Below are 24,594 nucleotides of genomic sequence, written 5' to 3' on the forward strand. Positions count from 1 at the left end.
CCCACGGCGCAGCGGGCAGCGCCGATAGCATCGCAGGCGTGGGAACTTCGCTGATCGCGCGCGCAGACGCTGCCGTCGCCGGCCTGACGCCGGGCTACTTCGCGCTCGTCATGGCCACGGGCATCCTGTCGGTGGGGACGGCGCTCGAGGGTTTCGCAGTCGTCTCCGCCGTGCTCCTGGTCGTGTGCATCGCGAGCTTCCTCCTGCTCGGGGCGCTCACCGTGCTCCGGCTCGTGCGTCACCGTGAATCGATCGTGGCCGACTTCCTCGACCCGGCGCGGGCCTTCGGCTTCTTCACCTACGTGGCCGGCACGAACGTGCTCGGCGTCCGGCTGTTCATGGCCGGCTATCACACGATCACCGCCGTGTTCCTCGTCGCGACCCTCATCGCCTGGATCGTGCTCGGCTACGTCGTGCCCTGGACCGCGGTGCTCTCGAAGACGGAGCGCCCCGTGGTCAAGTACGCCAACGGCACGTGGTTCATCTGGGTGGTGGCGAGCCAGTCGGTGGCCGTGGCGGCCGCCACGCTCGAACCGGTGAGCGAGGAGGTGCGCGGCGCGCTCGCGATCGTGGCCGTGCTCTCCTGGTCGGTCGGGGTGTTCCTCTACGGGGCGGCCGGGGTCATGGTCGCGCTGCGGATGATGCAGTACGAGCTCAAGCCCGTCGATCTCAACCCGCCGTACTGGGTGGCGATGGGCGCCTGCGCGATCACGGTGCTCGCGGGGGCCCGGGTCGTGGAGATGGCCGCCGCGCCGATGGTCGACGCCACCCGCGGCCTCGTGGCCGGCCTGTCGGTCGTGTTCTGGAGCTTCGCCACCTGGCTCATCCCGGTGCTGTTCTGCGTGGGGCTGTGGCGGCACTGGCGCCACCGGATCCCGCTCGACTACGAGGCCACCCTGTGGTCGATGGTCTTCCCGCTCGGCATGTACGCCGTGGCCGGCATCTACCTCGGACAGGCCGACGACCTGCCCATCGTCGGCTGGATCGGCGCCGCCGAGCTCTGGCTCGCCATCGCGGTCTGGGCGGCCGTGTTCGTGGCGATGATCCGGCACGTCTACCTCACGGTGCTCCGGGCCCGCGCGATGCCCCGCCCGGCACGCTCGGGCTGAGCGTCGCGCGAACGCTCCATCCGGTGGCGGGGCACGGCCCCGGGCGAGTCGGGTGAGCGAGCCGGGCTAGCCTGACCCCGTGACCCATGTAGACCTCGCGATCATCGGCTCCGGCTCCGGAAACTCCCTCATCACCCCCGACTTCGACGATCTGACGGTCGCGATGATCGAGGCGAACCCCGTCTTCGGCGGCACCTGCCTCAACGTCGGCTGCATCCCCACGAAGATGTTCGTCTACGCCGCCCAGGTGGCCACGACGATCCGCGAATCGGCCCGCTACGGGATCGACGCCACCCTCGACGGGGTGCGCTGGCGCGACATCCGCGACCGCATCTTCGGCCGGATCGACCCGATCTCGGCCGGCGGCAGGGACTACCGCCGCAGCGGCGAGCCGAACACGAGCCTGTACGAGGGCGAGGCGCGCTTCGTCGGGCCCCGCCTCCTCGAGGTCGCCACCGCGGCCGGCCCGGAGCGGCTGAGCGCCGAACGGATCGTGCTCGCCTCCGGCTCCCGGCCCGTGATCCCCGCCCCCATCGCGGAATCCGGGGTGCCGTTCCACACCTCCGACACGGTCATGCGCATCGACGAGCTGCCCGCCTCGATCGCCATCGTCGGCGGCGGATTCATCGCGGCCGAGTTCGCGCACGTCTTCTCCTCCCTGGGCGTCGCCGTCACGATCGTCACCCGCGGCCCGGCCATGCTGCGCGCCGAGGATCCCGACATCGCCGCCGCCTTCACGGCGCAGGCCGTGAGCCGCTGGGACGTGCGGCTGAGCGCCCAGGTGAGCTCCGCCGTCCGCACGCAGCGAGGCGTCCGCCTCGACCTGACCGACGGCACCCACGCCGAGGCCGAGCTCCTGCTCGTCGCGACCGGCCGGACCACCAACGCCGACCGGCTCGACCCGGCCGCCGGCGGGATCGAGACCCATCCCGACGGGCGGATCAAGGTCGACGCCCACGGGCGCACGAGCGCCGAGGGCGTGTGGGCGCTCGGCGACGTCTCCTCCGCGCACCAGCTCAAGCACGTGGCCAACGCCGAGGCCCGGATCGTCGCCCACAACCTCGCCCACCCGGGCGATCTGCGCGCGATCGACGAGCGGTTCGTGCCCGCGGCGGTGTTCACCCATCCGCAGATCGCCTCGGTCGGACTGCGTGAGGACGACGCCCGCGCCCAGGGCTTCGACGTCACCACCGCGGTCCAGGCCTTCGGCGACGTCGCCTACGGCTGGGCGATGGAGGATGCGACCGGTCTCGTCAAGCTCGTCGCCGACCGGGCGAGCGGGCGGCTGCTCGGGGCGCACCTCATGTGCCCGGACGCCTCGGTCATCGTGCACCAGGCGATCCAGGCGATGCAGTTCGGCCTGCGGGTGCAGGAGATGGCGCGCGGGCAGTTCTGGATCCACCCCGCGATGTCCGAGGTGCTCGAGAACGCCCTGCTCGGACTCGACGTGGACTGGACCGGCGTCGTCTGACGGCCGTCTGCGGGGCGTCGGTCCGGCGGCGCATCACGGCGTCGTGCTCGACTCCATCGGGGTGCTCGCCACGAGGCCGAAGGCCTCACCGTCCGGGCCGGTCGCCAGCGCCAGCCGGCCGAACTCGAAGTCGAACGGCTCGGTCGTGATCGCCCCGCCGTGGCCGCGGACCCGGTCGGCCGCGGCGTCGACGTCGTCGACCTCGAAGCTGACGGCCCAGTACGGGGCCGTGCCCGCCTCCACCTCGCCGATGCCACCGCTCATCGGCGGCTCCTCACCGGCCGTTCCGAACATGGCGTACCGCATGTCGCCGGGCAGGTCGTCGGAGTAGGTCCAGCCGAAGGCGGCGGCGTAGAAGGCCTTCCCCGCCGCGAAGTCGCCGACCATCGCCTCGAACCACGAGGGGGAGCCGTGCTCGCCGGTGCGGCCGAAGCCCGCGTGATCTCCCGGCTGCCACGTGCCGAAGCCGGCGCCGGTCGGGTCCGCGTAGAGCGCCATCGTTCCGAACGGGCCGACCTGCATCGGGTCCAGGACCGTCGTGCCGCCGGCGGCGGTGACGGCGCGCTGGGTGGCGGCGCTGTCGGTCACCGCGAGGTAGGTGGTCCACACGTGCGGCGGCTCGGGCATCCCGTCCATGGGAGGAGCCATCCCGGCGACCAGCCGGCCACCGGAGGTGGCGTTGAGGTAGCCGCCGAACTCCTCGTCGCCGCCCTCGAACACCCAGCCGAACACGGCGGTGTAGAACTGCGTGCTCCTCGCGACGTCGGTGACCGAGAGGTCGGTCCAGGCGGGCGCGCCGGCGGGCCACGGGGTCGTGTGATCGGTCATCGCGTGCTCCAGGTGAGGGGTGGGTGAGGCGAAGTCACGAGTGTGCCTCCGCCGGCGCCGTCGCACATCACCCCCGGGCCGATCGATTTCGGGGGATCTCCTCACCCCCGCCGCGGGGCACGTCGAACGTCGCGCGGGAGGAGGACCCGAGGAGCTCGAGACCGCGCTGCGCGGACGTGAGGGCGGCTGGACCGGCGTCGTCTGCGGGGGCACCTCAGGAGTGGGCGGCCCTTCCGAGCCGCCAGTAGCCCGAGAACGTGACGTGTGACTTCGCAACGCCGCGTTCCGAGACGAGGTGACGGCGGGCGCCGGTCGCCAGTGCGGACTCCCCGACCGTGAAGGCGTAGAGGTCGGTGGGGAGCGCGAGCGCCCTGAGCGCCGGGAGCGCCGCCGCGCCCGGGACGGCGTGCGGCTCCCGCGTGAGCCAGTGCACGGTCATCCCGGCCGGTGCGTCGACGTGCTGACGGTCGCGCTCGTCGAACAGCTCGATGAGCGCATCGCCGGTGGCGTCGCGTGGCAGGTCCCGCAGGATCCCCAGCGCCGCGGGCAGGCCGCTCTCGTCGGCGACGATGAGTGAGCGGCTCGCCGACCTCGGCTGCCAGCCGCAGCCCTGGTCGATGAGCGCCACCTCGGTGCCCGGCCGAACCGACGCGGCCCACGGGCCCGCCACGCCGCCCGGGCCGTGGTCGAGGAAGTCGATGTCCAGCTCCTCCGCCTCGCCGCGGAAGTGACGGATCGTGTAGTTGCGGATCACCGGGCGGGTGCCCTTCGGCAGCCGCAGGTACCGCAGGTAGCCGCCGAGACCGAACCGCTCCGGCAGGTTGTCGAACCGGTCCCCGGCGTGGACGGGGATCGCCAGCCGGACCCAGTGGTCGAAGCCCCGATAGGCGAGGTGGGCCAGGTCGCCGCCGGAGAACGTCACCCGGATCATGTTCGGGGTGACGCGCTCCGCGCGCAGCACGGTGGTGTGGACGAGCCCGGATTCGGCGTGAGTCACGCTGATGTTGCTCATGGATGCACTACCTCCTCGCCCTCGCCGTGGGGCGGTTCGAAGTTCGCGTGGAAGAGTTCGAGGAGTTCGTCCGTCGCCGGGAACGCATCGGGGTCGGTGCCCCGCTCCCGTCGGGCGAGCACCCGGCGGCGGCGCTCGGCCGGCGGCACGTCGAAGTAGACGAGCCGCCACCGGCCCCCGGCCGAGAGCACGAGGTCCTTATACGCGTCGCGGTCCGCGCGGCGGGGGAGCGGGCTGTCGAGCACGACGTCGCGCCCCGCCCGGAGGTGGTCGACGAGCCGGCGCTCGAGTTCGGGGCGGACCGCATCGTTGTACTCCTGGAAGCGCTCGACCGGGATGTCGACCCCGTAGACGCCGAAGCGGGAGCGCACGAGCGAGTCCATCGACAGCATCGCGTAGCCCTCGGCCTCCCGCGCGCGGGCGTAGGTGGTCTTGCCCGAGCCGGCCGAGCCACAGGTGAGGAGGACCGTGGGGGCGCGCATACCCCCAGGATGCCATCACGGCGATGGACCATGGTCCCGGTTTTGAATGACAAGACGACAGAAAACACAACATCTAGTGGTCGTTGGATCGCGCAACCACAAGGTGTAGTGTCTGTGACTGAGAGTTCATGAATGACGCCCATGTGATTCGCGGCCGGTGGGAGAGGTCGGCGGCGAGTCCGGGTCCGCGTCGCACCGGCCTCGCCCCGCCACCCCGGCGGCCTTCCCGGCCTCCGCGCCAGGCCACCCCACCGTCATCCGCCCAGTCCCGTTCTCAACAGTTCTCAGCGATCCTCAACAGTTCTCAATCGTTCTCGACAAGCCGAGCCGATCATCGATCGTCCTCGCCAAGGAGCCCGCCATGTCCACCGCCCTCCGGTACGCCGTCGTCGTCCTGCTCGCCGCAGCCTCGCTGCTGTGGCGCGACTACAACCTCAACACCTTCCTCGCCCCCGGGGTCGAGCTCGTGACCGTGCTCGCCGTGGTCTCGGCGATCCTGCTGCCGCGGGTGGTCGCGGTGGCGGTGCCGCTGCTGACCGTGGCCGTGGGCGATCTCGTGCTCGGCTCGCACTCGGTCATCTTCCTGTACGTGTGGGGCGCCTGGGTCGTCATCGCGATCGCTGCCCTCGTCATGCGCCGGGACCGGTCGCGCACGGCCACGGCCCTCGTCGGCCTCGGGATCGGTGCGGGCGCCTCCACCCTGTTCTTCCTCGTGACCAACCTCGGCACCTGGATGCTCGGCCGCGGCGAGTGGTACGCCGACTCATTCGCCGGCCTGCTCACCGCGTACGGCATGGGGCTGCCGTTCTACCTCTACCCGCTCGCAGCGAACCTCGTGCTCGTGCCCGCGGCCGCGGTCGCCGCCCACGCCCTGCGCGGCCGGCTCGAGGCGCCCGCCGCCGCGCTCCAGCCGGCGCACTGACCGGCCGACCCCACCGACCGGCCGACCCCACCGACCGGCCGACCAACCACACCGACCGGCCGACCCCACCGATCCCGAGACGAAAGACCGCTCCGATGCTCTCCTTCCAGCTGCCCGACTCCTTCCTCGCCCGCTTCGCCGACCGCCCCGTGCCCTGGGGCTTCGCCGATGCCGCCGGAAACTCCCTCGGCGAGATCACCTTCCTGCGCACCTACTCGCGCCAACGCGAGGACGGATCGAAGGAGCGCTGGCACCACGTGTGCCGGCGCGTCGTCGAGGGGATGTTCTCCATCCTCGCCGACCATCAGCGCACCCGCCGCCTGCCCTGGGACGAGGCCGCTGCGCAGGAACTTGCCCAGGACGCCTACGAGCGGCTCTTCGAACTCAAGTGGACCCCGCCCGGGCGGGGCCTGTGGATCATGGGCACCCCCCTGGTCAACGAGGTCGGAAACTCCGCGCCCCTGCAGAACTGCGCCTTCGTCTCCACCGGTGACATGACGCCCGCGAACCCCGCCGCCCCGTTCGCGTTCCTCATGGAGGCCTCGATGCTCGGGGTCGGCGTCGGATTCGACACCGCCGGCGCCGCGCAGGGGCTGACAATCCACGACCCGGTCGTGCACGCGGCGACCACGGGATTCGAGCTCGACGCCCGCGGGACGGCGTCGGCACCGGTCGTCGAGCCGGGAACACCGGTGTTCCGCATCCCCGACACCCGCGAGGGCTGGGTCGACTCCACGGTCCTGGTGCTCGAGGCCTACCTCTCGGGCGCCGACCTGCCGGTGATGGACTACTCCCTCGTACGCCCCAAGGGCGCCCCCATCCGCACCTTCGGGGGCACCGCCGCGGGGCCCGAGCCGCTGCACCGGCTGCACACCGCGCTCGCGGGGGTCCTCCACGGTCGCGGCGGCGAGCCCCTGAGCACCCGCGACATCGCCGACCTCGGCAACCTCATCGGCGTGTGCGTCGTGGCCGGCAACGTGCGCCGCTCCGCCGAGATCCTCCTCGGCCGCATCGACGACCCGGACTTCCTCGACCTGAAGAACCCCGAGGTCTTCCCCGAACGCAACTCCTACGACCCCGCCCGACCCGGCTGGGCGTGGATGTCGAACAACTCCGTGGTGGTCGACACGGAGACGGACCTGACGCCCCTCACGGGCGCGATCGCCCGCAACGGCGAACCCGGCGTCATCTGGCTCGACACGACCCGCGCGTACGGCCGGCTCGCCGACCCCGCCGATCACCGGGATCACCGGGTCGCGGGCTACAACCCCTGCGCGGAGCAGCCGCTGGAATCCTATGAATGCTGCACGCTCGTGGAGACCTTCCCCTCCCGGGCCACGTCGCTCGAGGACTACCTGGCCACCCTGCGGATCGCGTTCCTCTACGGAAAGATCGTCACCCTGCTGCCCACCCACTGGGAGCGCACCAACGCCGTGATGCAGCGCAACCGGCGCGTGGGCACGTCGATGTCCGGCATCGCCGACTTCGCCGACACCCACGGCCGGGAGGCGCTGCGAGAGTGGATGGACGACGGCTACCGGCTCGTCCGGGACTGGGACCGCGAGCTGTCGGAGCGGCTCGCGGTGCGCGAGTCGATCCGAACCACGACCGTCAAGCCGAGCGGCACCGTGAGCATCGTCGCCGGCGTCTCCCCGGGGGTGCACTGGGCGCCGGGGGGAACCTACTTCAACCGCGCCATCCGCTTCCGGAACGAGGATCCGCTCGTCACCCTCTTCCGGGCCGCCGGGTACCGGGTGGAGGCGGCCGCCGAGGATCCCGCCGGCACCTCCGTCGTCTTCTTCCCCATCAAGTCGGGCGCCCGCCGCTCCGAGCGGGACGTGCCGCTGCGGGAGAAGGCGGAGCTGGCGGCGCTCGCGCAGGCGTACTGGTCGGACAACTCGGTCTCGGTCACCCTCTCCTTCGAGCCGGAGTCGGAGGCCGACCAGATCGCCGGCGTGCTCGCCGACTTCTCCGGCCGGCTGAAGACCGCCTCGTTCCTGCCGCAGGGCAACGTCACCTACCCTCAGATGCCCTATACGCAGATCACGGCCGAGGAGTACGCGGAGGCCTCGCGCCGGCTCGTGCCCGCCTTCCTCGACGCCGTCTACGACGGCGATCTCGCAACGATCGATGCGATCGGCGAGGCGTACTGCGCCACCGACGACTGCGAATTCGACGTACTCAGGATCAACTCCGAGTTCGCCGCCGCCGACGGGTGAGGCTGCGCACAGTTGGTGAGTGATCCCGTGTGGAGCCGATCACGGCCGCTCATGCTCGGGGCGGTGGGTCGACTACCCTGACGAGGATGAACACAGCGATCGAACTGGCCGTGCAGGACGTGGCGGGGACCCTCGTCGCGGCCGAGGTGGGAGCGGACCGGGTCGAGCTCGGCTCGGCGCTCGGCGTCGGCGGTCTCACCCCCTCCCGCGGGGTCATCGAGGCGGCCGTCGCAGCCGGCGCACCGCACGGGGTCGAGGTACATGTGCTCATCCGGCCCCGCGCCGGTGACTTCGTGTTCACCCCCGCCGAGACGGCGGTCATGATCGCGGACGTGCGCCACGCCGTGGCCGCCGGGGCCGCCGGCGTGGTCATCGGCGCGCTCACCCCGACCGGCGAGGTCGACCTTCCCGCGGTCGATGCGCTCGTGGCGGCCGCGGACGGCGCGGAGGTGACGTTCCACCGGGCGATCGACGTGAGCGGCAACCTGTTCGAGGTGGCCGACACGCTCCTCGGCCACGGCATCACGCGCGTGCTCACCAGCGGGGGCGCGCTCCTCGCGGCCGACGGCACCGCCGTGCTCAGCGAGCTCGTGGACCGGCTCGCCGGCCGGATGCAGGTCATGGCGGGCTCGGGCATCAACCCCGGCAACGTCGCGGCGGTCGCCGCCACCGGGGTCGACGCCGTGCACTTCTCCGCCAAGGAGATCGTCGCCGGCGACGCCCTCGCGCTCGGCTCCGCCGACGACGGCGGCTACGAACGCACCGACCCGCTGCTCGCGCGCCGAGTCGTGGACGCGCTGGCCGCGGACCTCGCCCTGAGCCGCTGACCCGCCCAAAGCCGCTGACCCGCCCAGACCGCAGCCCCGGGCCGCAGTCCCGGGACTGCGGCTTCGGGGGCCTCAGAGCCTCAGAGCCTCAGAGCCGCGCCACGACCTCCGTGGCGATGAGCTCGAGGTGGTCGAGGTCGGCGAGGTCGAGCACCTGCAGGTACATCCGCTCGGTGCCCGCCGCGCGCAGCCGGCCGAGCCGCTCGATCGCCTCGGCCGGGGTGCCGGCGATCCCGTTCTCGCGCAGTTCGCCCGGCTCCCGGCCGATGGCCTCGGCGCGGCGCGTGAACTCGGCCTCGTCGGCGCCCACGCACACGACGAACGCGCTCGAATAGGTGAGTTCGGCCGGGTCGCGCGCGATCTCCTCACACGCCGAGCGCACCCGCGCGTAGAGCCGGGGTACGTCGTCCTCACTCGCGAACGGCGTGTTGAACTCCGAGGCGAAGCGGGCCGCGAGCGCCGGGGTGCGCTTGGCGCCGTGGCCGCCGACGATGATCGGCACGCTCCGGGTCGGCTTGGGCAGGGCGGGGGAGTCGACGAGCTCATAGTGCTCGCCCGCGTAGTCGAAGCGCCCGCCCACCGGCGTGTTCCACAGGCCCGTGAGCACCTCGAGTTGCTCGGTCAGCAGGCCGAACCGGCGCGCCGGGAACGGGATCCCGTAGGCCGCGTGCTCCTCGGCGTACCACCCGGCCCCGAGCCCGAGCTCGATGCGCCCGCCGGACATGTCGTCGACCTGGGCCACCTGGATGGCGAGCACGCCGGGGTGGCGGAACGTCGCGGACGCGACGAGGGTGCCGAGCGTGATCCGCTCGGTCTCCCGGGCGAGGCCCGCGAGCGTGGTCCAGGCGTCGGTCGGGCCGGGGAGCCCGTCGGTGCCCATCCCCAGATAGTGGTCCGACCGGAAGAAGCCCTCGAAGCCGAGCCGCTCGCTCGCTCGGGCCACGGTGAGCAGGTCGTCGTAGCGGGCGCCCTGCTGCGGTTCGGTGAAGATGCGAAAGTCCATGCCACCAGCCTGGCGCATCCGCCCTGCGGGCACGAATCGGATCGGTCAGGATGGGTGGATGAAGATCGGATTCCACACCGGCTACTGGTCCGCCGGGCCGCCCCCGGGGGCCGCCGAGGCGGTCGCCCGCGCCGACGCCCTCGGATTCGACTCCGTCTGGACCGCGGAGGCCTACGGCTCCGACGCCCTCACCCCGCTCGCGTGGTGGGGCGCCCGCACGTCCACCGCGTTGCTCGGGACCGGCATCGCCCAGCTCGACGCGCGCACGCCGGCCGCCACGGCGATGGCCGCCCTCACGCTCGACCACCTGAGCGGCGGCCGCTTCATCCTCGGCCTGGGCGTCTCCGGCCCGCAGGTGGTCGAGGGCTGGTACGGACGCCCGTACGCCCGGCCCCTGGCCCGCACGCGCGAGTATGTCGAGATCGTGCGCTCCGTGCTCGCCCGGAGCGGTCCACTCACCGCGCCCGGGCCGCACTATCCGCTCCCACTGCCTGAGGACGACGGCGGGTCGGGTCGGGGCAAGGCGCTCACCTCGACGGTTCATCCGTTGCGCGCGGACCTGCCCATCCACCTCGCGGCGCAGGGCCCGCGGAACGTCGCCCTCGCCGCCGAGATCGCCGACGGCTGGCTGCCCGCCTTCTTCACCCCGAGTCGGGACTCCCAGGCCCGTGAACACCTGGCGGCCGGGTTCGACCGGCGCTCCCCGGAGCGCAGCCCGGCCTCCGCCTTCGAGGTGAGCGCGATCGTGCCGGTCGCGCTCGGGGCCGACGTCGAGCAGGCGGCCCGGCTCCTCGCCCCCCACGTCGCCCTCTACGTGGGGGGCATGGGCTCGAGCGAGGCGAACTTCCACCGCGAGGCGATCGCCCGCGCCGGCTGGGCGGAGGCCTGCGAGGAGATAGCGGAGCTCTATCCGCGCGACCGGCGCGCGGCGGCCGCGGCGGTGCCCACCGAGCTCGTGCTCGACCTCGCGCTCGCCGGCTCACCCGCCGAGATCCGCGAGCAGGCGCGGCGCTGGGAGGCGACCTGCGTGACCCGGCTCATCGTGCAGACCGACCCGCGCGCCCTGCCTGCCCTCGCCGAGGCGCTGCTCTGATCGGCCTTCCGACCGGCCGTGGGCAGGGGAACGCCCGTGGGGTCCTGGATCAGGCCGCCGCACTGGACTGGGTGCGGCCCCCACGGGCGCCGATGACTGCTGGAATTCGCTGAGCGAATGCCGGCATCCGACTCAGCGGACAGTCACCTCACATGTCCCACGTTCGATCACTGCTGGGATCACCTCCTTCCTTGCGTACGCATACGCTACGTCGCCGCCCGCGCTCGCGCCAGGGATTAAACCGCGGTCGTCCTCAGGAGATTCCGGCGGGTCGGGCGCCGGCCGGGTGGATGACCACGCAGCAGCGCCCGGGGCGCGGGGCGAGCTCGGCGCGGTCCGGATCGGACCCGGCCCCGGACAGCAGGCCCCGGATGAGGGCGTGGTTCATCCCGCACACGAGCTCGCTCTGGTGTTGGGCGATGGCGTGGAACGGGCAGTTGCGCAGCGTGATGTCGCCGGACTCCGAGACCGCGGGCTCGAAGCCGAGGCCGGTGAGGGCGTCCAGGAGGTCCGCGCCGCCGTCGGCGCTGCGCGTGCCCTCGGCGGCGGCGGCGCGGGCGAGGGCAGCGGAGACCTCGCCGGTCTCGTCGGCGGCCGCGGCGCCCGCGAGCAGGCGCGCCAGCAGGGCGTAGTTGCGCGGGGGGACGCTCGCCGCGACCTCGCGTTCGGCGCGGGCGTAGAGCTTGGCCGGCCGGCCGGCTCCCGGGCCGGTGCGTCCCTCTCGGCGCGCATAGCTCACGTCGAGGAGGCCGGCGCCGGCGAGCTTGTCGAGGTGATAGGCGGCGAGGGTGCGGCCGATCTCGACGGCGGTGGCGGCCTCGTCCCGGCCGACCGGGGCGTCCTGTGCCACGACGAAGTCGTAGAGGCGCCGGCGCAGCGGGTCGGCCAGCGAACTGAGCTCGGCCAGGGCGGTGCGGGAGGTGTGCGAACTCATGCCACGAGTCTAGCAACAGCGGATCTTGACAAACAGGGGTCGGGGTGAGCAATCTAAGAACAAGACAATTGTTCGTTAGAAGGAGTCGGAGATGACCGAGTCAGCGTCGCGAGTGTCGAGCGCATCGAGCCGATCGAGTGAATCGCGCACATCGAGTGGACTGAGTGGACCGAGTGGGCCGGACGGCTCGAGTGGGCCGGACGGCGCGGGAGGGTCGGGCGGATCGGGCGGATCGGGCGGATCGAGCACGGTCGATCGGGTGGGCTTCGGGCAGCGACTCCGCCGCGAGCCCGCGTTCTCCGCCTACTGGCTCCTGCGGGTCGGGTTCGTGGTCCTGCCGATGTGGATGGGGATCGACAAGTTCATCGACGGCCTCACGTTCTGGCCGGACTACCTGGCGCCGTGGATCGTGGGGATCATCCCGTTCTCGGCGGCGACGGCGATGATGGTGGTCGGCGTGGTCGAGATCCTCGCGGGCGTCGCGATCGCGATCAAGCCGCGGTATGCGAGCTATGTGGTGGCGCTGTGGCTGGCCGGGATCGTGATCAATCTGCTCACCTACTCGGGCTTCTACGACGTGGCGTTGCGCGACGTCGGCCTGCTCGTCGCGGCGTTTGCGCTCGCGCGGCTCGCCGCCGCCTACGACCGGCCGTGGGGCGGGGTGGTCGCGCGATGACCACGCTGGAGCTCGTGCCCGAGCGCGTCGCCTCCGAGCGGCCCGCCGCCGACCTGGACCGGGCCGAGTTCGCGGCCGCGGAGTTCCTGCGGGCGCTGGGGATCCGGCTCGACCAGCCGCACCTGGCCGCCACGCCCGGGCGCATGGCCCGGGCGTGGGCCGAGCTGCTCACTCCCCGCCCCTTCGACCTGACCACCTTCCCGAACGACGAGGGCTACGACGAGATGGTCGTCGTGCGCGACGTGCCCGTGCGGTCGGTCTGTGAGCATCATCTGCTGCCGTTCACGGGCCGCGCCTGCGTGGGCTACCTCCCGGACGAGCGGATCGTCGGGCTCTCGAAGCTCGCCCGGGTGGTCGAGTACGTCGCCTGCCGCCCGCAGACGCAGGAGCGGCTGACCAAGCAGGTCGCCGACTGGCTGCAGGAGCACCTGCATCCCCGGGCGGTCGGGGTGGTCGTCACCGCCGAGCATTCGTGCATGAGCCTGCGCGGGGCGCGGGCCACGGGGGCGGCCACCGTGACGTCCGCGCTGCTGGGGCAACTCCGTGACGACCCGCGATCGCGCCAGGAGTTCCTCTCCCTCTCCGGCATCGCCGGCTGACCCGGCGATAGCTCCGGGTGGCGGAGTAACCGCCTGGAGAAACACGTCGGGCGCGCACGAGGGGAAGTGCGCGCCCGAGCGGATCGCTGAGCGATCTAAGGCCGCTAGGGGGGACGGCCTTGGGACCTGCTAAGTGCAGATCCTGGACCCAGTATGCATCAGATCGCCAGCGCGGGCGACCCGATCCGGGAAGTTAATGTAACAAGTTCATCAAGAACCCCGGTGAGGTCGGCCGCGAGCCGGTCGGACGGCGCGAGCTCGCCGCCCGGGAAGTCCGTGAGGGTGTTCACGGCGACCTGGTTGCGCGTGGCGAACATCGAGGCGTTCGCCACGATGCCGCGCCAATGCTCGACCGCGCGGATCCCCCCGGAGGCCCCGTAGCCGACGAAGGCCACGGTCTTGCCGGCCCACTCGGGGTAGAGCACGTCGAACGCGTTCTTCATTGCGGCCGATACCGAATGGTTGTATTCGGGCGCCACGAACACAAAGCCGTCGTAGGAATCGACCGCCGTGCTCCACTCCCGGGTGCGGGGGTTCTCGTACTCGCGATCGGCGGCGCCGGGGATCGTGGCCTCGTCGAGGAGCGAGAGCCCGAAGTCGGCGACCTCGAGCACCTCGAAGGTCGCCTCGTCGCGGTCGGTGGCGTGGGCGGCGACCCAGGCGCCCACCTGGCTGCCCAGGCGTCCGGGACGGGTGCTGCCGACGATGATCGCGATCTTCACGAATGAACCTCCACAGGTAGTTACGTTTTCAACAGTAGCTCCACTGTAGGGGGATCGGATCGCCGGGGGTGCGGGCTGTGAGGGGCCTCACCGACCGGCCGTCGGACCGTGCCCGCGCCTCGGCCTCGGCGCGGGCGAGGCCGACCGGGCAGGTGGCCAGGTGGTCGTCCACGAGGCCGACGGCCTGCAGGGTCGCGTAGGCGGTCGTGGGCCCGAGGAACGTGAAGCCGCGGGACTTGAGATCGGCGGCGAGGGCCACCGAGTACGGGGTCCGGGACGGCACCTGCGCGTGCGTCTGCCACCGCACGAGGGTGCCGTCGTGGGCGTAGAACGCCCGATCGGGGGTGTGGGCGGCGAGCACGTCCCACAGCCGGGTGCCGCCCGCGTGCAGCTCCTCGAGGGCCCGCGCGTTCGTGATCGTCGCCCGGATCTTGCGCTCGTTGCGCACGAGCGAGGCGTCGGCGAGGAGGCGGGCGACGTCGTCCTCACCCATCCGCGCGACGACGGCCGGATCGAAACCCGCGAACGCGAGGCGGAACGACTCCCGCTTGCGCAGGATCGTCAGCCACGACAGGCCGGACTGGAACGCCTCGAGGCTGAGGCGCTCGAGCAGCTCGCGCTCGTCGGCACCCGCCGGCGGTGGCACGGCCCATTCGTGGTCGTGGTAGCTCTCGTAGAGGGGATCACCGTCCCCGAAACACCTGGCCATGACTCATGCTCGCACGCCTGGCTCCCGGCGCCGCCGGCCGGTACGTTGACCTGTGGATGGTCCAGCAGACTGTGGAGGAGACGGCATGCCTGAGTTCGGACTGGGTGCGCACGTGGATGCGGCCGACCCTATCGCCGGCGCCCGGGAGCGCGGGGCCGCGCACGTGCAGATCTTCCTGGGCGACCCGAAGGGGTGGAAGGGGGCCGACGTGGCCTACCCGGGCGGGGCCGGGGCCCTCGCCGTGGCCGCGCGGGCGGCGCAGGTCGAGCTGTACGTGCACGCGCCCTACGTGCTCAACGTGGCGAGCACGAACAACCGGATCCGCATCCCGAGCCGGAAGCAGCTGCAGGTGCAGATCGATGCGGCCGCCGAGATCGGTGCGGCCGGGATCGTCGTCCACGGCGGGCACGTGCGGGCGGGCGAGGATCTCGCGGTCGGCTTCGACAACTGGCGAAAGTGCATCGACGGCCTCGACCAGCGCGTGCCCGTGCTCATCGAGAACACCGCCGGCGGCGACGGCGCAATGGCCCGGGGCCTCGAGCGGATCGCCCGACTCTGGGAGGCGATCGGCGCGGCCGACGGCGGTGATCGGGTGGGCTTCTGCCTCGACACCTGCCACGCGTGGGCCAGCGGCGAAGACCTGCCCGGCCTCGCGGAGCGGATCACCGCGATCACCGGCCGGATCGACCTGCTCCACTGCAACGACTCCCGCGACGCGCAGGGCTCCGGGGCGGACCGGCACGCGGGCCTCGGCCACGGCACGATCCCGGAGGCCGACCTCGTGGCCGTCGTCGCCGAGGCCGGGGCGCCCGTCATGCTCGAGACCCCCGGCGGGGTCGACGAGCACCGGGCCGACATGGCCTGGCTGCGCAAGCGGCTCGGCTGAGGACGCCGCCCGAGCACCACATCGCGTAGTGGGGTCGATCGACCACCGTCAGGGTAGGTGATCGACCCCGCGGCCATCATGCCGTGCCCTGGCGGCACAACTGCGGTACACCTGGGAGATGGACCTCCCCGACGCGCTCGACTTCCTGCGCACCAACCACCGCGCCGTGCTCGCCACCCGGCGCCGCAGCGGCGATCCCCAGCTCTCGCCGGTGCTCGCCGTCGCCGACGAGGCGGGCCGGGTGCTCGTGAGCACCCGGGAGACGGCGATGAAGACCCGCAATCTGCGGCGCGAGCCCCGCGCCTCCCTGCTCGTGCTGCCCGACGCCTTCTTCGGCGCCTGGGTCCAGCTCACCGGCCCGGTCGAGATCGTCTCGCTGCCGGAGGCCATGGACCTGCTCATCGACTACTACCGCCGCGCCAGCGGGGAGCACGAGAATTGGGACGACTACCGGGCGGCGATGATCGGCGAGCAGCGTTGCGTCGTCGTGCTCACCCCCGAACAGGCCGGTCCGACGGTGGCCGGCTGATCGGCAGCGAGCGCCGGCCCACATCGGGACCGGCGCTCGCTGCGGCATCCGGCCGAGGTCAGTCGGCGATCGCCTCGTTCGCGTTCTGCTGTGCCTGTTCCAGGGCATCCGCGACCGCGAGGCGGCCCGCGAACATCTCCGGGAACACCTCGCCGATGGCGTTGAGGCCGGCGTTCGAGCGGGGGCCGACCGGTGCGGGGGTCGTGGGGCCCGCGGCGGCCTCGGCGAACGCGCTCGTGTCCACTCCCTGCTCGTCCCAGTAGGCGGTGAAGGTGTCCTGGGCGTCGAGGGCGGCCGGGAACGCGGCACCCTGTTCCCCGAGCGGACGCTGCCCCTCGGCCGAGCCGAGCCAGGCGAGCACGGCGGTTGTGGCCTCGAGGTGCGGGGTGTCCGCGTTGCCGAGGGCGGCCACGCCGTGCACGACCCCGATGCGGCCCTGCGGGCCCGCGACCATCGGGGCGATCGCCCACTCGAAGTCGGTCGCGTCGGCCATCGCCGGCAGCGAGTACTGCCCGGACTGGAACAGCGCGAGCTTGCCCTGCACGAAGAGGTCGCGGCTCAGGTCGCCGTTCGCGTTCGTGTCGGCGGCGGGTGGGGCCACCTGGTAGGTGTTGATCAGGTCGACGAGGTACTGGAACGCCTCGACGCCCTCGGGGCTGTCGAACGCGTACTCGTCGCCGTTCTGGAAGGTGCCGCCGTTCTGCGCGAGGAAGTCGAGCCAGATCGCCTGCAGGTCGGCCTGGGCGTTGAAGCCCCAGACGTCGACGTCGGTGGCGTCGAAGCCCTCCTCGGTCGGGTGCTTGCCGGCGGCGTCGACCGTGAGCTTCTGCAGCGCCGGCAGGAGGGTGTCGGCCGCCTCGTCGGGGCTCCACGTCAGTGCCGACGGGTCGACGCCCGCGGCGGTCGTGAGGTCCTTGTTGTAGAACAGCGCGATCGAGTCGCTCAGCTGCGGCACCCCCCACAGGGAGCCGTCGCGCGTGTACAGGTCGACCACCGAGGGGTTCCACGCGTCGTGGTCGTCGCCGAGGGCCGCGCCGATGTCGATGAGCCGGTCCTGGTCGGCGTAGATGCCGTAGTTCGACGTGTTGGTCCAGAAGATGTCGGCCATCGTGCCTGAGGAGATGTCCTGGGGGAGACGATCCCAGTAGTTCCCCCACGGCACCACGTCGATATCGACCTTGATCCCCGGGTTCTGGTCCGTGAACTCGTCGAACGACTTCTCGTAGGCGTCCGCCGCGTTCTCGTCCCACAGCCGGAACGTCACCGTGGTGGTCTCCCCGCTCTCGTCGGGGTCGGGTTCCGCCTGCGCCCCGGGCGAGCAGGCCGACAGCGCGAGCGCGGCAGCGCCGGCGATGGCACAGGTCGACAGCAGCGAACGCCGCAGTCCGATGGTCATGTCTCTCTCCGTCCTCGGCGGTGGCGCTCGCCCCGCCCCGTCCCACGGTAACGGGAACGGGGCGTCTCGGCCCGCCGATGCCGCGAAGGGTCACCATCTGGAACGGCCGATCGCGCCTGCCCGGCCCGGCCAGAACTCCCGGCCGTGCCCGGCCGACGCGAACGCCTGGCCGACGCGAACGCCCGGCCGACGCGAAGGCTCAGCGGGCGAGGTGCGCGCGCCGCCGCAGCGCGAGCCCGGCGAGGCCGAGCACCGCCGCCGTCACGGCCCACGGCAACAGCGCGGGCGGGCCGGTCTCGGCCAGGGCCTCACCCGGGGGAGTCGCTTCGTCGGAGCCGGCTCCGACGACGACGTCCTCGCCCGCGGGCTCCTCGGTGGAACCGGGCTCGTCGCTCGCCGCGGGCTCCTCCGTGGGCTCGGGCTCATCCGTGGGCTCGGGCTCATCCGTGGGGTCGGGCTCATCCGTGGGGTCCGGCTCCTCCACCGGCGGGGCGGCGACCGTGAGGCCGGTCGCGGCCTCCATCGTGACGCCGCCGATGACCGTCGTGGCGAGGACCGAGTGGTCGCCCGGTTCGGCGGTGATCGTCGCGGTGATCGAGTAGTCGCCGTCCTCGCCCACGGTGGCCGTGCCGAGGTCGGCTCCATCGAGGCTGAGCGCCACCTCGGCGCCCGCGATGGGCCACGTGCCCGAGACGACCACGTCGTCACCGGTGGCCACGGGCCCGGCCGCCGGCCCGGTCACGGCGACCGTCAGCTCGAGCACCTCGATCGAATAGGGCTCCCACGCGGGGCCGTCGAAGCCGGTGGCCCCGGGCATCACGTAGACGGTGCCGACCGCCGCGGGAAGGGCGCCGGTGCCGTCCGCCTCCCCGAGGGCCGGGGCCTGGCCGAGGAAGACGACGAACTCGAGCGGGCTGTCCTTGAAGGCGCCCGCACCGATCGCGGTGATCGACGCCGGGATCGTCACCGTGGTCAGGCGATTGCCGCTGAAGGCGTACTCGGGGATCTCGGTGATCGACTCGGGCAGCGATACCGACGTGAGCTCGTTGAACTGGAACGCGTTGATGCCGATCGACGTGATCCCCTCCGGAAGCACCAGCTCCTCGAGCGCGTTGCTGTTGAAGGCGTAGTCCCCGATCGAGGTGACCGCGGGCGGGATCGTCACCGATTCCAGTCGGTTGTCCTCGAAGGCCCGGGTGGGGATCTCCGTCAGGCCCGCCGACAGCTCCAGGCTCACCAGCGCATTGTCGGCGAAGGCCATGCTCCCGAGGCTGGTCACGGAGTCGGGCAGCACGAGCCCCGTGATCCCGTTCCCGTCGAACGCGTTGTTCCCGATCCGTTCGACCCCCGCGGGGATCTCGATCGCCGTCAACTCGTTCGCCTCGAACGCCGCGGCCGTGATCGTCACGAGCGTCTCGGGCAGCGTGACGGCGGTGAGTCCGGCGCCGCTGAACGCGCGGTAGCCGATGCCGGTCACCGGAACGGTCTCGCCGCCGGTGGTGACCTCGGCCGGGAGGGTGAGGACGACGTCCTCGCCCGTGTAGCCGGTGATCGTGGCGCCGTCCGCCGAGGTGGTGAAGGTCAGCCCGTCGGTCGTCGTGCCGGTGGCCGCGGTCGCCGCGGTGGCGCCCCATCCTCCCCATCCGGCCAGGGTGAGCAGGCCGGTGGCGGCGAGCGCGGCGAGGGCCCGGCGGGGCCGGGCGGTGGGCATGGGTCGACTACTCGTCATCATTGCCTTTCTCGGGGTCGGCGCACGGCGGTGTGGTCGACTCATCGCGCGCTGGAGCGCAGGATCGGCTCGGGACGGAATGGGCGGCCACGGGCAGACTACCAGCGGCCCCGCGCGCCGACCCCCGATCCGGCTCCCGACCACGGGTCCCGACCACGGCTCAGCGCACGCCGGTCACCCCGAGCGAGGAGGTGATCTGCTTCTGGAACGCCAGGAACAGGATGACCAGCGGCGCGAGCGCGATCGTCGTGGCCGCCATGACGAGGGTCCAATTGCCTGCGTACTGCGTCTGCAGGGCGGCGGTGGCCACGGTGATCACGTTCCACTCCTCGGCCGGGGCGATGATGAGCGGCCACATGAAGTTGTTCCACTGGCTCACCACCGTGATGAGCAGCAGCGTCGCCAGGATCGGCTTGTTCATCGGGACCATCACCTGCCACAGCCGCCGCAGCACCCCGGCCCCGTCGATCTTGGCGGCGTCGAGCACGTCGGCCGGCGTCGAGCGGAAATTCTCCCGCAGCAGGAAGATCGCATACGGGGATCCGAACATGAACGGCACGACGAGGCCCGCGAACGTGTTCTTCCAGCCGAGGGCCGTCATCATCGAATACAGCGGGATGATCGTCACGACCGCCGGGATCATCAGGGTCGACAGGTACACCCAGAACAGCGCGTCCCGCCCCGGGAACCGCAGCTGCGCGAACGCGTACGCCGCGAGGATCGAGCTGAGCAGCTGCCCCGCCACGAGCACGAGGACCACCTGCACGGTCACCGCGATCGGCACGAAGAAGTCGTACTGCTCGCCGAACAGGGCCGTGTAGTTCTCCGTCGTGACCGGATCGGGCGGCGTGAGCGGCCACGTCGTGTTGAACTGGTGCGGCGTCTTGAGCGAGGTGACCACCGAGAACACGAACGGCCCGAGCATGAGCAGCGCCCCCGCGACGAGGAACGCGTAGGTGGCCAGGTTCGCCCAGAACCGGGCCACGCGCGCAGGGCGAGCGCGGCGTGCCCTCCGCCCGTCCTGCTCGAGGCGTGTGGACGACGTCCCCGCGCCCCTCGTAGGCGCGGTCGCCACGGGCGGGGGTGAGGGTGGGGTGGTGGGTTGGATTCTCATGGCGTCACGACATGTCGTAGGTGATCCGGCGCCGGAAATAGCGCTGCTGGACGAGGGTGACCGTGACGAGGATGAGGAAGAGGATCACGGCCATCGCGGCGGCCCGCCCGAGCCGGAGCGAGACGAACGCCTCGTTGTAGATGCGGGAGGCGATGACGTCGGTGCGGCCGCCCGGGCCGCCGCCGGTCATCGCGTAGACGGTGTCGAACACCTGGAAGCTCGCGATGATCGAGGTGACGGTCACGAAGAACATGGTCGGGCGCAGCAGCGGCAGCGTCATCGACCAGAGCGTGCGCGCCGGGCCGGCACCGTCGATCCGTGCGGCCTCGTACACCGACTCGGGGATCTGCTGGAGACCGGCGAGGAAGAACAGCGAGATGTAGCCCACGCTCGACCACACCTGCACGAACGCGACCGCCGGCAGCGCCGTCCCCGGGCTCGTGAGCCACTCGACCCGGTGCCCCAGCAGCGCATTGACGGCGCCGTTGGTCGGATCGAGCAGCCACTTCCACACGACGCCGAGCGCGAGCGGGGCGCACACCCACGGCAGCACGTACAGCACCCGCAGCCAGGAGGTGCCCGGCAGGTTGCGATTGACGGCGACCGCCAGGAACAGCCCGAGCGCGATCGAGGTGGGGATGGCCATGAGCGTGAACAGCGCCGTCACGAGCAGGGAGTTGCCGAACTTGTCCCACGTGAGCAGGTAGGCGTAGTTGCCCAGGCCGAACCATTCGGGCGGGCTCAGCAGGTCGTACGTCGTGAACGACAGCCCGATCACGATGACCACCGGAACGAGCAGGAACCCGACGACGCCGATGAGGCTCGGGATCAGGAGCAGGTACCCGGCGCGCGCCTCGGCCCGGCGGCGCGTGCTCACTCGACCTCCCACGGACACGAAGCCTAGTGCCGCCCGGGCGCTCTCACTCCTCGTCGAAGGTGAGCACGCGGGCGACGTCGCGGGCGGGCCGCTGTTCGCCCGCGCGCACCGCCAGGTCGAGCCGGTTCTGAGCGGGCGGCAGCGGGCACGTGACGAAGTTCGTGAACGCGCACGGCAGCGCGACCGCGTAGTTGAAGTCGATCCAGTCGATCCGGGCCGGATGCGGGGCCCCGTCGTCCACGAAGTCGATCTCGACCACGCGACCGGCGCCGTAGGTGAGGTCGCCGTTCGTCGCGTCCCGGAAGTGCACGACCGGCTGGACCCCGGTGGCGGTCTCCTTGCCCAGCACGACCACCTCGTGGCTCGCGCCGGCGTGGGTGAACGTGAACGTGCCGATGTGGGGGGTGAGCTCGCGGACCCCGGCCTCGACCGTCTCGGCCTCGACGTCGCGCCGGTCGAACGGGGTGAAGACCCCGGGGATCCGCCAGGTGGGGTCGTAGTCGAAGGCCCGCACGCCCGCGTCGCCCGCGCTCGCGGCCGAGCGGGGATCGCGCACGCGCACGGCGAAGAGCCGGTTCCCGGCGTTGTCGGAGCGCTCGATCGTCTCGACCTCGCAGACGCCGAAGTAGACCGGCACGCTGCGGCCGTGGCCGTAGGTCTGGTTGCGCCCGGGCACGATCTCCACGGGGTCGGTGGGGTGGGAGCCGTCGACGGCGAGCGTCGGGCCCGTGGCCGGCGGGGTGAAGATCACCCGGCCGTCCGCGACGGACCACGTGCCGGGCAGGTCGTCGAGCTCGACCCCCTCGTCGCCGGGCCGCAGCCAGTGCTGGGCGACGAGCGCCGTCCAGCCGTAGGGGCGGAACATCTCCGCGACGTGGTCGTGGCGCCACTGACGCCACTGACCTTCCAGGTGCTCCACGACCGTCATGATGACCGGGACCTCTCGTTTCGGGTGACTACTGGTGACTACTGGGGACTGCTGGTGGCTCTGGGGGACTGCCGGCGACCGGATCGAGCGACCGCCGGCGCTCACCGGGGTCGATCGGCGGCGGACCGGTGGATGAATTCGCAGACCCGCTCGAAGGAGTCCTCGCTCGCGCGGGCGTTCCCGGCGGGGGTGCCGCCGTTGGAGTAGGTCGTTCCCGAGACCGGGTGGGTCACCTCGATCCGGGTGGCCGGCAGGAATGGCACCCCGATCGTGTGACCGGCGGCCTCGTAGTCCAGGTGCAGCCGTTCGGCGGCGTGTCCGTGCCGCTCGAGGGTCGACATGACCAGGCGGGAGGCGAGGGAGGAGGGCCAGGCGCGGTCGTCGAGCCCCGAGACGCACGCGACCGGGCCGTCGAAGGCCTCGATCGGGATCCGGGTGGCGCGGGCGAGGTCGCGGTCGCGGAGGCCGTCGATGAACACGTCTGTGTGCCGGTGGGGGCGGGGGGCGCCGTCCCACGGCTGCCAGGTCACGCCCGCGTTCGCGCGCCAGAAGTGCTCGAGCGGCGCGCCCCCGCTCGTCCAGGTCGGGCCGTCCCAGCCCTCGGCCGGATCGGCGGCGCCCTGCGCGCCGAAGACGAAGGCGCCCGGCACGAACGCGACGACGCCGGCGATCTTCTCGGGGAAGCGGGAGGCGAGCAGCAGGGTGAGCTCCCCGCCCCGGGACTGCCCGCTCACGAGCGGCCGGCCACCGAGTGGGTCGCAGGTCCGCACGACGTAGTCGAGGCCGCGCTCGAAGTACTCCAGCGGGGTGCGCGAGATGTACCGGGGCAGGCCCTCGGCGCGGAAATAGCCGAGGGCGAGGGCCTGGATGCCGCGCTCGGCGTAGAGCGCCGCGCGATGCTCGTTGATCCCGCCGCCCGAGCCGTTGAGCACGATGATCGTGGGGAACGGGCCCGGGCCCGCCGGCCGGAACAGGGTGCCCACGAGGCCGTCCTCGCGCACCTCGATCCGCTCGGTCGTGGGGGAGAGCAGCCACTGCTCGACCTCGGCGTGCGCCTCGCCGATCCCGTCCGCCTCGGAGCCGGCCCCAGGGTTGGTGGGGTGCGCGCCGTCGAGGAGACCGGTGCCGGGGACCATCGTGGCGCTGAGCCGGGTGCGCAGCGGCACGCGCGCGTCGTCGCCGACGAGCGGCCCGGCCGCGTCCTCGGGCTGCTGCGCCCAGAACAGGCCCATCGGATCGGCCACGCGGTAGTCGCCCGAGACCGGGGCGCTCGTGGACAGGTCGACGGTGCCGGCATCGTCGGCGAGGAAGCGCGCCTGGGCCGACCACGTGCCGCCCGGGCGCTGCGTGGCCGACCGGATCGTCACGATCGACCCGGGCACGGCGCCGCTCACCCGGATCTCCCGGCGCCGGCTCAGCGGGCCGGTGCGGGGGGAGACCTCGAGCCGCAGGGCGGAGTGTTCGGTCATGATCGTCCTTCCCGTGATGCCTGTGTTCCCTGTGATGTCTGGGTCCCCTGTGGTGCCTGGGTCCATCCGGCCCGTCCGGCCCGTGCACCGGTGAGCGCCTCGACGGCGGCGCGCGCCACCCGCAGCCGGGCGGGGGCGGCGGCGAGGGTCGCGGGGAGGGAGTCGAAGCGGGCGGGCACGTGTCCGCCGGCCGCACCCCAGTCGACCCCGAGCCCGGCCGCGACCTCGGCCGCGCGGATGCCGCCATGGGCTCCGGGATCGAGGGCGATGACCAGGGCGCTGCGGCCCGCCGGCTCCGGGCCGATGCCGCGCCCGCCGGCCCCGATCCCGGCGAGGAGTTCGACCACGAGCCCCGTGAGGGATCCGAGCCTCCCGGCCGGGGCGAGCGCGCGCACATCGGCGGCGGCCCGGACGGGGTGGCCGGCGGCGTCGAAGCCGCCCGGGCCGTCGAGGTCGGCGCCCCGGTCGCGTGCCCGCCGCAGGTCGGCGACGGTCGTCGGGGAGGTGGCGAAGTCGACCACGAGGGGCGGTCCGCCCGCCCGAGGTGCGGCGGCGGCGATCGGGTTCGTGCCGATCGCCGGTCCGTGGCCGCCCACGGGGCCACGATGGGCGCCGAGTTCGCCAACGCCACGCCCACGAGGCCGCCGTCCGCGAGGCTGCGCACCGGCGACCCGAGGATGCCGAGCGCGCCCACCCCGGTGAGGGAGACGATCGCGTCGCCGCGCTCCCGGGCCACGCGGCTCGCCAGCCGCACGGCCGCGGCCATCGCGACGTGGCCGGGCACGCGGCGGGCGTCGATCCACGTCCGGTCGGCACCGCCCGAGTCGGGAGAGCCGGCAGAGTCGATCAGTGCGGCCGGATCGTGTGAGCCGGCCGAGCCACCCGAACGAGCCGGGGCTCCTGCGTCGCCCGAGGCGATCGGGGCCGCCGCGGCGTCGAGGCGCGCGAGTTCGCGCACGAGCATCGCGAGCCCGAACTGGGGCAGCCCGAGCAGCTCCGCCTGCAGGAGCCACCAGGTGGCGAGGTCGACGTCCGCGGGCGTGAAGGGTCCCGCCGCCGT

23 protein-coding genes and 1 pseudogene are annotated in these 24,594 nt (G+C 72.4%); 10 read left to right on the forward strand and 14 right to left on the reverse strand.

Translation table 11 applies throughout. The features are described from left to right. Positions 1-38 precede the first annotated feature (38 nt). The gene (locus GCE65_RS00650; RefSeq protein ID WP_228760038.1) at positions 39-1,109 is read left to right on the forward strand and encodes a tellurite resistance/C4-dicarboxylate transporter family protein; all 1,071 of its coding nucleotides are present in this window, start codon (positions 39-41) and stop codon (positions 1,107-1,109) included. 79 nt (positions 1,110-1,188) lie between these two features. Next, positions 1,189-2,580, forward strand: coding sequence for a mycothione reductase (locus tag GCE65_RS00655; RefSeq protein WP_153877018.1), 1,392 nt, complete (start codon positions 1,189-1,191; stop codon positions 2,578-2,580). Positions 2,581-2,613: 33 nt separating this feature from the next. Here GCE65_RS00655 and GCE65_RS00660 read toward each other — a convergent pair whose 3' ends face one another. The 3 genes from GCE65_RS00660 to GCE65_RS00670 all read right to left on the reverse strand — a co-directional run bounded on the left by GCE65_RS00660 (position 2,614) and on the right by GCE65_RS00670 (position 4,902). Further along, complete coding sequence (locus GCE65_RS00660; protein ID WP_153877019.1) at positions 2,614-3,408, reverse strand: VOC family protein; 795 nt, start codon at positions 3,406-3,408, stop codon at positions 2,614-2,616. Between the two features lie 214 nt (positions 3,409-3,622). Further along, positions 3,623-4,420 (reverse strand): siderophore-interacting protein, encoded by a 798-nt coding sequence (locus GCE65_RS00665; RefSeq protein ID WP_153877020.1) that lies wholly within the window; start codon positions 4,418-4,420, stop codon positions 3,623-3,625. Further along, positions 4,417-4,902 carry an ATP-binding protein gene (locus GCE65_RS00670; protein ID WP_153877021.1) on the reverse strand — a complete coding sequence of 162 codons (486 nt, stop codon included), beginning with the start codon at positions 4,900-4,902 and terminating at the stop codon, positions 4,417-4,419. Before GCE65_RS00670 ends, GCE65_RS00665 begins: the two co-directional genes overlap by 4 nt. Positions 4,903-5,263: 361 nt before the next feature. Here GCE65_RS00670 and GCE65_RS00675 point away from each other — a divergent pair, with 361 nt between their 5' ends. From GCE65_RS00675 to GCE65_RS00685, 3 genes are all read left to right on the forward strand, one after another. Continuing rightward, on the forward strand, positions 5,264-5,824 hold the full coding sequence (locus GCE65_RS00675) for a DUF6580 family putative transport protein (RefSeq protein WP_153877022.1): 561 nt from the start codon (positions 5,264-5,266) through the stop codon (positions 5,822-5,824). A 95-nt stretch (positions 5,825-5,919) separates the two neighbouring features. Further along, on the forward strand, positions 5,920-8,043 hold the full coding sequence (locus GCE65_RS00680; protein ID WP_153877023.1) for a fused protease/ribonucleoside-triphosphate reductase: 2,124 nt from the start codon (positions 5,920-5,922) through the stop codon (positions 8,041-8,043). A gap of 86 nt (positions 8,044-8,129) precedes the next feature. Next, on the forward strand, positions 8,130-8,870 hold the full coding sequence (locus tag GCE65_RS00685) for a copper homeostasis protein CutC (RefSeq protein ID WP_194928758.1): 741 nt from the start codon (positions 8,130-8,132) through the stop codon (positions 8,868-8,870). An 88-nt stretch (positions 8,871-8,958) separates the two neighbouring features. Here GCE65_RS00685 and GCE65_RS00690 read toward each other — a convergent pair whose 3' ends face one another. Beyond that, positions 8,959-9,873: an LLM class F420-dependent oxidoreductase gene (locus GCE65_RS00690; RefSeq protein ID WP_153877024.1), complete on the reverse strand. Its 915-nt coding sequence runs from the start codon at positions 9,871-9,873 to the stop codon at positions 8,959-8,961. Positions 9,874-9,931: 58 nt separating this feature from the next. Between GCE65_RS00690 and GCE65_RS00695 the strand changes: the two genes are divergently transcribed. After that, positions 9,932-10,966 (forward strand): LLM class F420-dependent oxidoreductase, encoded by a 1,035-nt coding sequence (locus tag GCE65_RS00695; RefSeq protein WP_153877025.1) that lies wholly within the window; start codon positions 9,932-9,934, stop codon positions 10,964-10,966. 253 nt (positions 10,967-11,219) lie between these two features. On the opposite strand, the gene GCE65_RS00700 is transcribed toward GCE65_RS00695, so the two are convergent. Continuing rightward, complete coding sequence (locus GCE65_RS00700) at positions 11,220-11,900, reverse strand: metalloregulator ArsR/SmtB family transcription factor (protein WP_152817914.1); 681 nt, start codon at positions 11,898-11,900, stop codon at positions 11,220-11,222. Positions 11,901-11,991: 91 nt separating this feature from the next. Here GCE65_RS00700 and GCE65_RS00705 point away from each other — a divergent pair, with 91 nt between their 5' ends. Together GCE65_RS00705 and folE are read left to right on the forward strand one after the other, a co-directional pair. Beyond that, the gene (locus tag GCE65_RS00705; protein WP_228760039.1) at positions 11,992-12,576 is read left to right on the forward strand and encodes a hypothetical protein; all 585 of its coding nucleotides are present in this window, start codon (positions 11,992-11,994) and stop codon (positions 12,574-12,576) included. Beyond that, entirely contained in the window at positions 12,573-13,175 is a 603-nt protein-coding gene (folE, locus tag GCE65_RS00710; RefSeq protein ID WP_153877026.1) for a GTP cyclohydrolase I, read from the forward strand. The genes GCE65_RS00705 and folE overlap by 4 nt, the downstream gene beginning before the upstream one ends. A gap of 158 nt (positions 13,176-13,333) precedes the next feature. Here the strand turns inward: folE and GCE65_RS00715 are convergent, their stop codons facing one another. Then, the gene (locus GCE65_RS00715; protein WP_153877027.1) at positions 13,334-13,897 is read right to left on the reverse strand and encodes an NADPH-dependent FMN reductase; all 564 of its coding nucleotides are present in this window, start codon (positions 13,895-13,897) and stop codon (positions 13,334-13,336) included. Positions 13,898-13,925: 28 nt separating this feature from the next. Beyond that, entirely contained in the window at positions 13,926-14,606 is a 681-nt protein-coding gene (locus GCE65_RS00720) for a DNA-3-methyladenine glycosylase I (RefSeq protein WP_153877028.1), read from the reverse strand. Between the two features lie 85 nt (positions 14,607-14,691). Here GCE65_RS00720 and GCE65_RS00725 point away from each other — a divergent pair, with 85 nt between their 5' ends. Further along, positions 14,692-15,492 carry a deoxyribonuclease IV gene (locus GCE65_RS00725; RefSeq protein WP_153877029.1) on the forward strand — a complete coding sequence of 267 codons (801 nt, stop codon included), beginning with the start codon at positions 14,692-14,694 and terminating at the stop codon, positions 15,490-15,492. Between the two features lie 118 nt (positions 15,493-15,610). Then, a complete protein-coding gene (locus tag GCE65_RS00730) occupies positions 15,611-16,021 on the forward strand; it encodes a PPOX class F420-dependent oxidoreductase (RefSeq protein ID WP_153877030.1) in 411 nt (136 codons plus the stop codon). Between the two features lie 58 nt (positions 16,022-16,079). Here GCE65_RS00730 and GCE65_RS00735 read toward each other — a convergent pair whose 3' ends face one another. From GCE65_RS00735 to GCE65_RS16925, 7 genes and pseudogenes are all read right to left on the reverse strand, one after another. Next, on the reverse strand, positions 16,080-17,417 hold the full coding sequence (locus GCE65_RS00735) for a sugar ABC transporter substrate-binding protein (RefSeq protein ID WP_152817909.1): 1,338 nt from the start codon (positions 17,415-17,417) through the stop codon (positions 16,080-16,082). A gap of 199 nt (positions 17,418-17,616) precedes the next feature. Further along, entirely contained in the window at positions 17,617-19,128 is a 1,512-nt protein-coding gene (locus tag GCE65_RS00740) for a leucine-rich repeat domain-containing protein (protein ID WP_153877031.1), read from the reverse strand. A gap of 178 nt (positions 19,129-19,306) precedes the next feature. Beyond that, positions 19,307-20,131 (reverse strand): carbohydrate ABC transporter permease, encoded by an 825-nt coding sequence (locus GCE65_RS00745; protein WP_228760040.1) that lies wholly within the window; start codon positions 20,129-20,131, stop codon positions 19,307-19,309. A 133-nt stretch (positions 20,132-20,264) separates the two neighbouring features. Continuing rightward, entirely contained in the window at positions 20,265-21,137 is an 873-nt protein-coding gene (locus GCE65_RS00750; protein WP_153877032.1) for a carbohydrate ABC transporter permease, read from the reverse strand. Between the two features lie 43 nt (positions 21,138-21,180). Continuing rightward, a complete protein-coding gene (locus GCE65_RS00755) occupies positions 21,181-22,065 on the reverse strand; it encodes a DUF1684 domain-containing protein (protein ID WP_153877033.1) in 885 nt (294 codons plus the stop codon). 101 nt (positions 22,066-22,166) lie between these two features. Continuing rightward, positions 22,167-23,534: an acyl-CoA thioester hydrolase/BAAT C-terminal domain-containing protein gene (locus GCE65_RS00760; RefSeq protein WP_153877034.1), complete on the reverse strand. Its 1,368-nt coding sequence runs from the start codon at positions 23,532-23,534 to the stop codon at positions 22,167-22,169. Beyond that, positions 23,531-24,498, reverse strand: a pseudogene (locus tag GCE65_RS16925) (Ldh family oxidoreductase). Before GCE65_RS16925 ends, GCE65_RS00760 begins: the two are co-directional and overlap by 4 nt. Positions 24,499-24,594: the final 96 nt, after the last annotated feature.

This window comes from Pseudactinotalea sp. HY158, from assembly GCF_009660225.1.
Classification (GTDB): Bacteria; Actinomycetota; Actinomycetes; order Actinomycetales; family Beutenbergiaceae; genus HY158.

Excerpts from the sequence above, each read along its gene's own strand:
- GCE65_RS00730 (WP_153877030.1), top strand. The coding sequence starts at position 15,611 with ATGGACCTCCCCGACGCGCTCGACTTCCTGCGCACCAACCACCGCGCC.
- GCE65_RS00685 (WP_194928758.1), top strand. The coding sequence starts at position 8,130 with ATGAACACAGCGATCGAACTGGCCGTGCAGGACGTGGCGGGGACCCTC.
- folE (WP_153877026.1), top strand. The coding sequence starts at position 12,573 with ATGACCACGCTGGAGCTCGTGCCCGAGCGCGTCGCCTCCGAGCGGCCC.
- GCE65_RS00700 (WP_152817914.1), bottom strand. The coding sequence starts at position 11,900 with ATGAGTTCGCACACCTCCCGCACCGCCCTGGCCGAGCTCAGTTCGCTG.
- GCE65_RS00670 (WP_153877021.1), bottom strand. The coding sequence starts at position 4,902 with ATGCGCGCCCCCACGGTCCTCCTCACCTGTGGCTCGGCCGGCTCGGGC.
- GCE65_RS00755 (WP_153877033.1), bottom strand. The coding sequence starts at position 22,065 with ATGACGGTCGTGGAGCACCTGGAAGGTCAGTGGCGTCAGTGGCGCCAC.
- GCE65_RS00705 (WP_228760039.1), top strand. The coding sequence starts at position 11,992 with ATGACCGAGTCAGCGTCGCGAGTGTCGAGCGCATCGAGCCGATCGAGT.
- GCE65_RS00675 (WP_153877022.1), top strand. The coding sequence starts at position 5,264 with ATGTCCACCGCCCTCCGGTACGCCGTCGTCGTCCTGCTCGCCGCAGCC.
- GCE65_RS00735 (WP_152817909.1), bottom strand. The coding sequence starts at position 17,417 with ATGACCATCGGACTGCGGCGTTCGCTGCTGTCGACCTGTGCCATCGCC.
- GCE65_RS00690 (WP_153877024.1), bottom strand. The coding sequence starts at position 9,873 with ATGGACTTTCGCATCTTCACCGAACCGCAGCAGGGCGCCCGCTACGAC.
- GCE65_RS00740 (WP_153877031.1), bottom strand. The coding sequence starts at position 19,128 with ATGCCCACCGCCCGGCCCCGCCGGGCCCTCGCCGCGCTCGCCGCCACC.
- GCE65_RS00760 (WP_153877034.1), bottom strand. The coding sequence starts at position 23,534 with ATGACCGAACACTCCGCCCTGCGGCTCGAGGTCTCCCCCCGCACCGGC.
- GCE65_RS00660 (WP_153877019.1), bottom strand. The coding sequence starts at position 3,408 with ATGACCGATCACACGACCCCGTGGCCCGCCGGCGCGCCCGCCTGGACC.
- GCE65_RS00720 (WP_153877028.1), bottom strand. The coding sequence starts at position 14,606 with ATGGCCAGGTGTTTCGGGGACGGTGATCCCCTCTACGAGAGCTACCAC.
- GCE65_RS00680 (WP_153877023.1), top strand. The coding sequence starts at position 5,920 with ATGCTCTCCTTCCAGCTGCCCGACTCCTTCCTCGCCCGCTTCGCCGAC.
- GCE65_RS00665 (WP_153877020.1), bottom strand. The coding sequence starts at position 4,420 with ATGAGCAACATCAGCGTGACTCACGCCGAATCCGGGCTCGTCCACACC.
- GCE65_RS00695 (WP_153877025.1), top strand. The coding sequence starts at position 9,932 with ATGAAGATCGGATTCCACACCGGCTACTGGTCCGCCGGGCCGCCCCCG.
- GCE65_RS00725 (WP_153877029.1), top strand. The coding sequence starts at position 14,692 with ATGCCTGAGTTCGGACTGGGTGCGCACGTGGATGCGGCCGACCCTATC.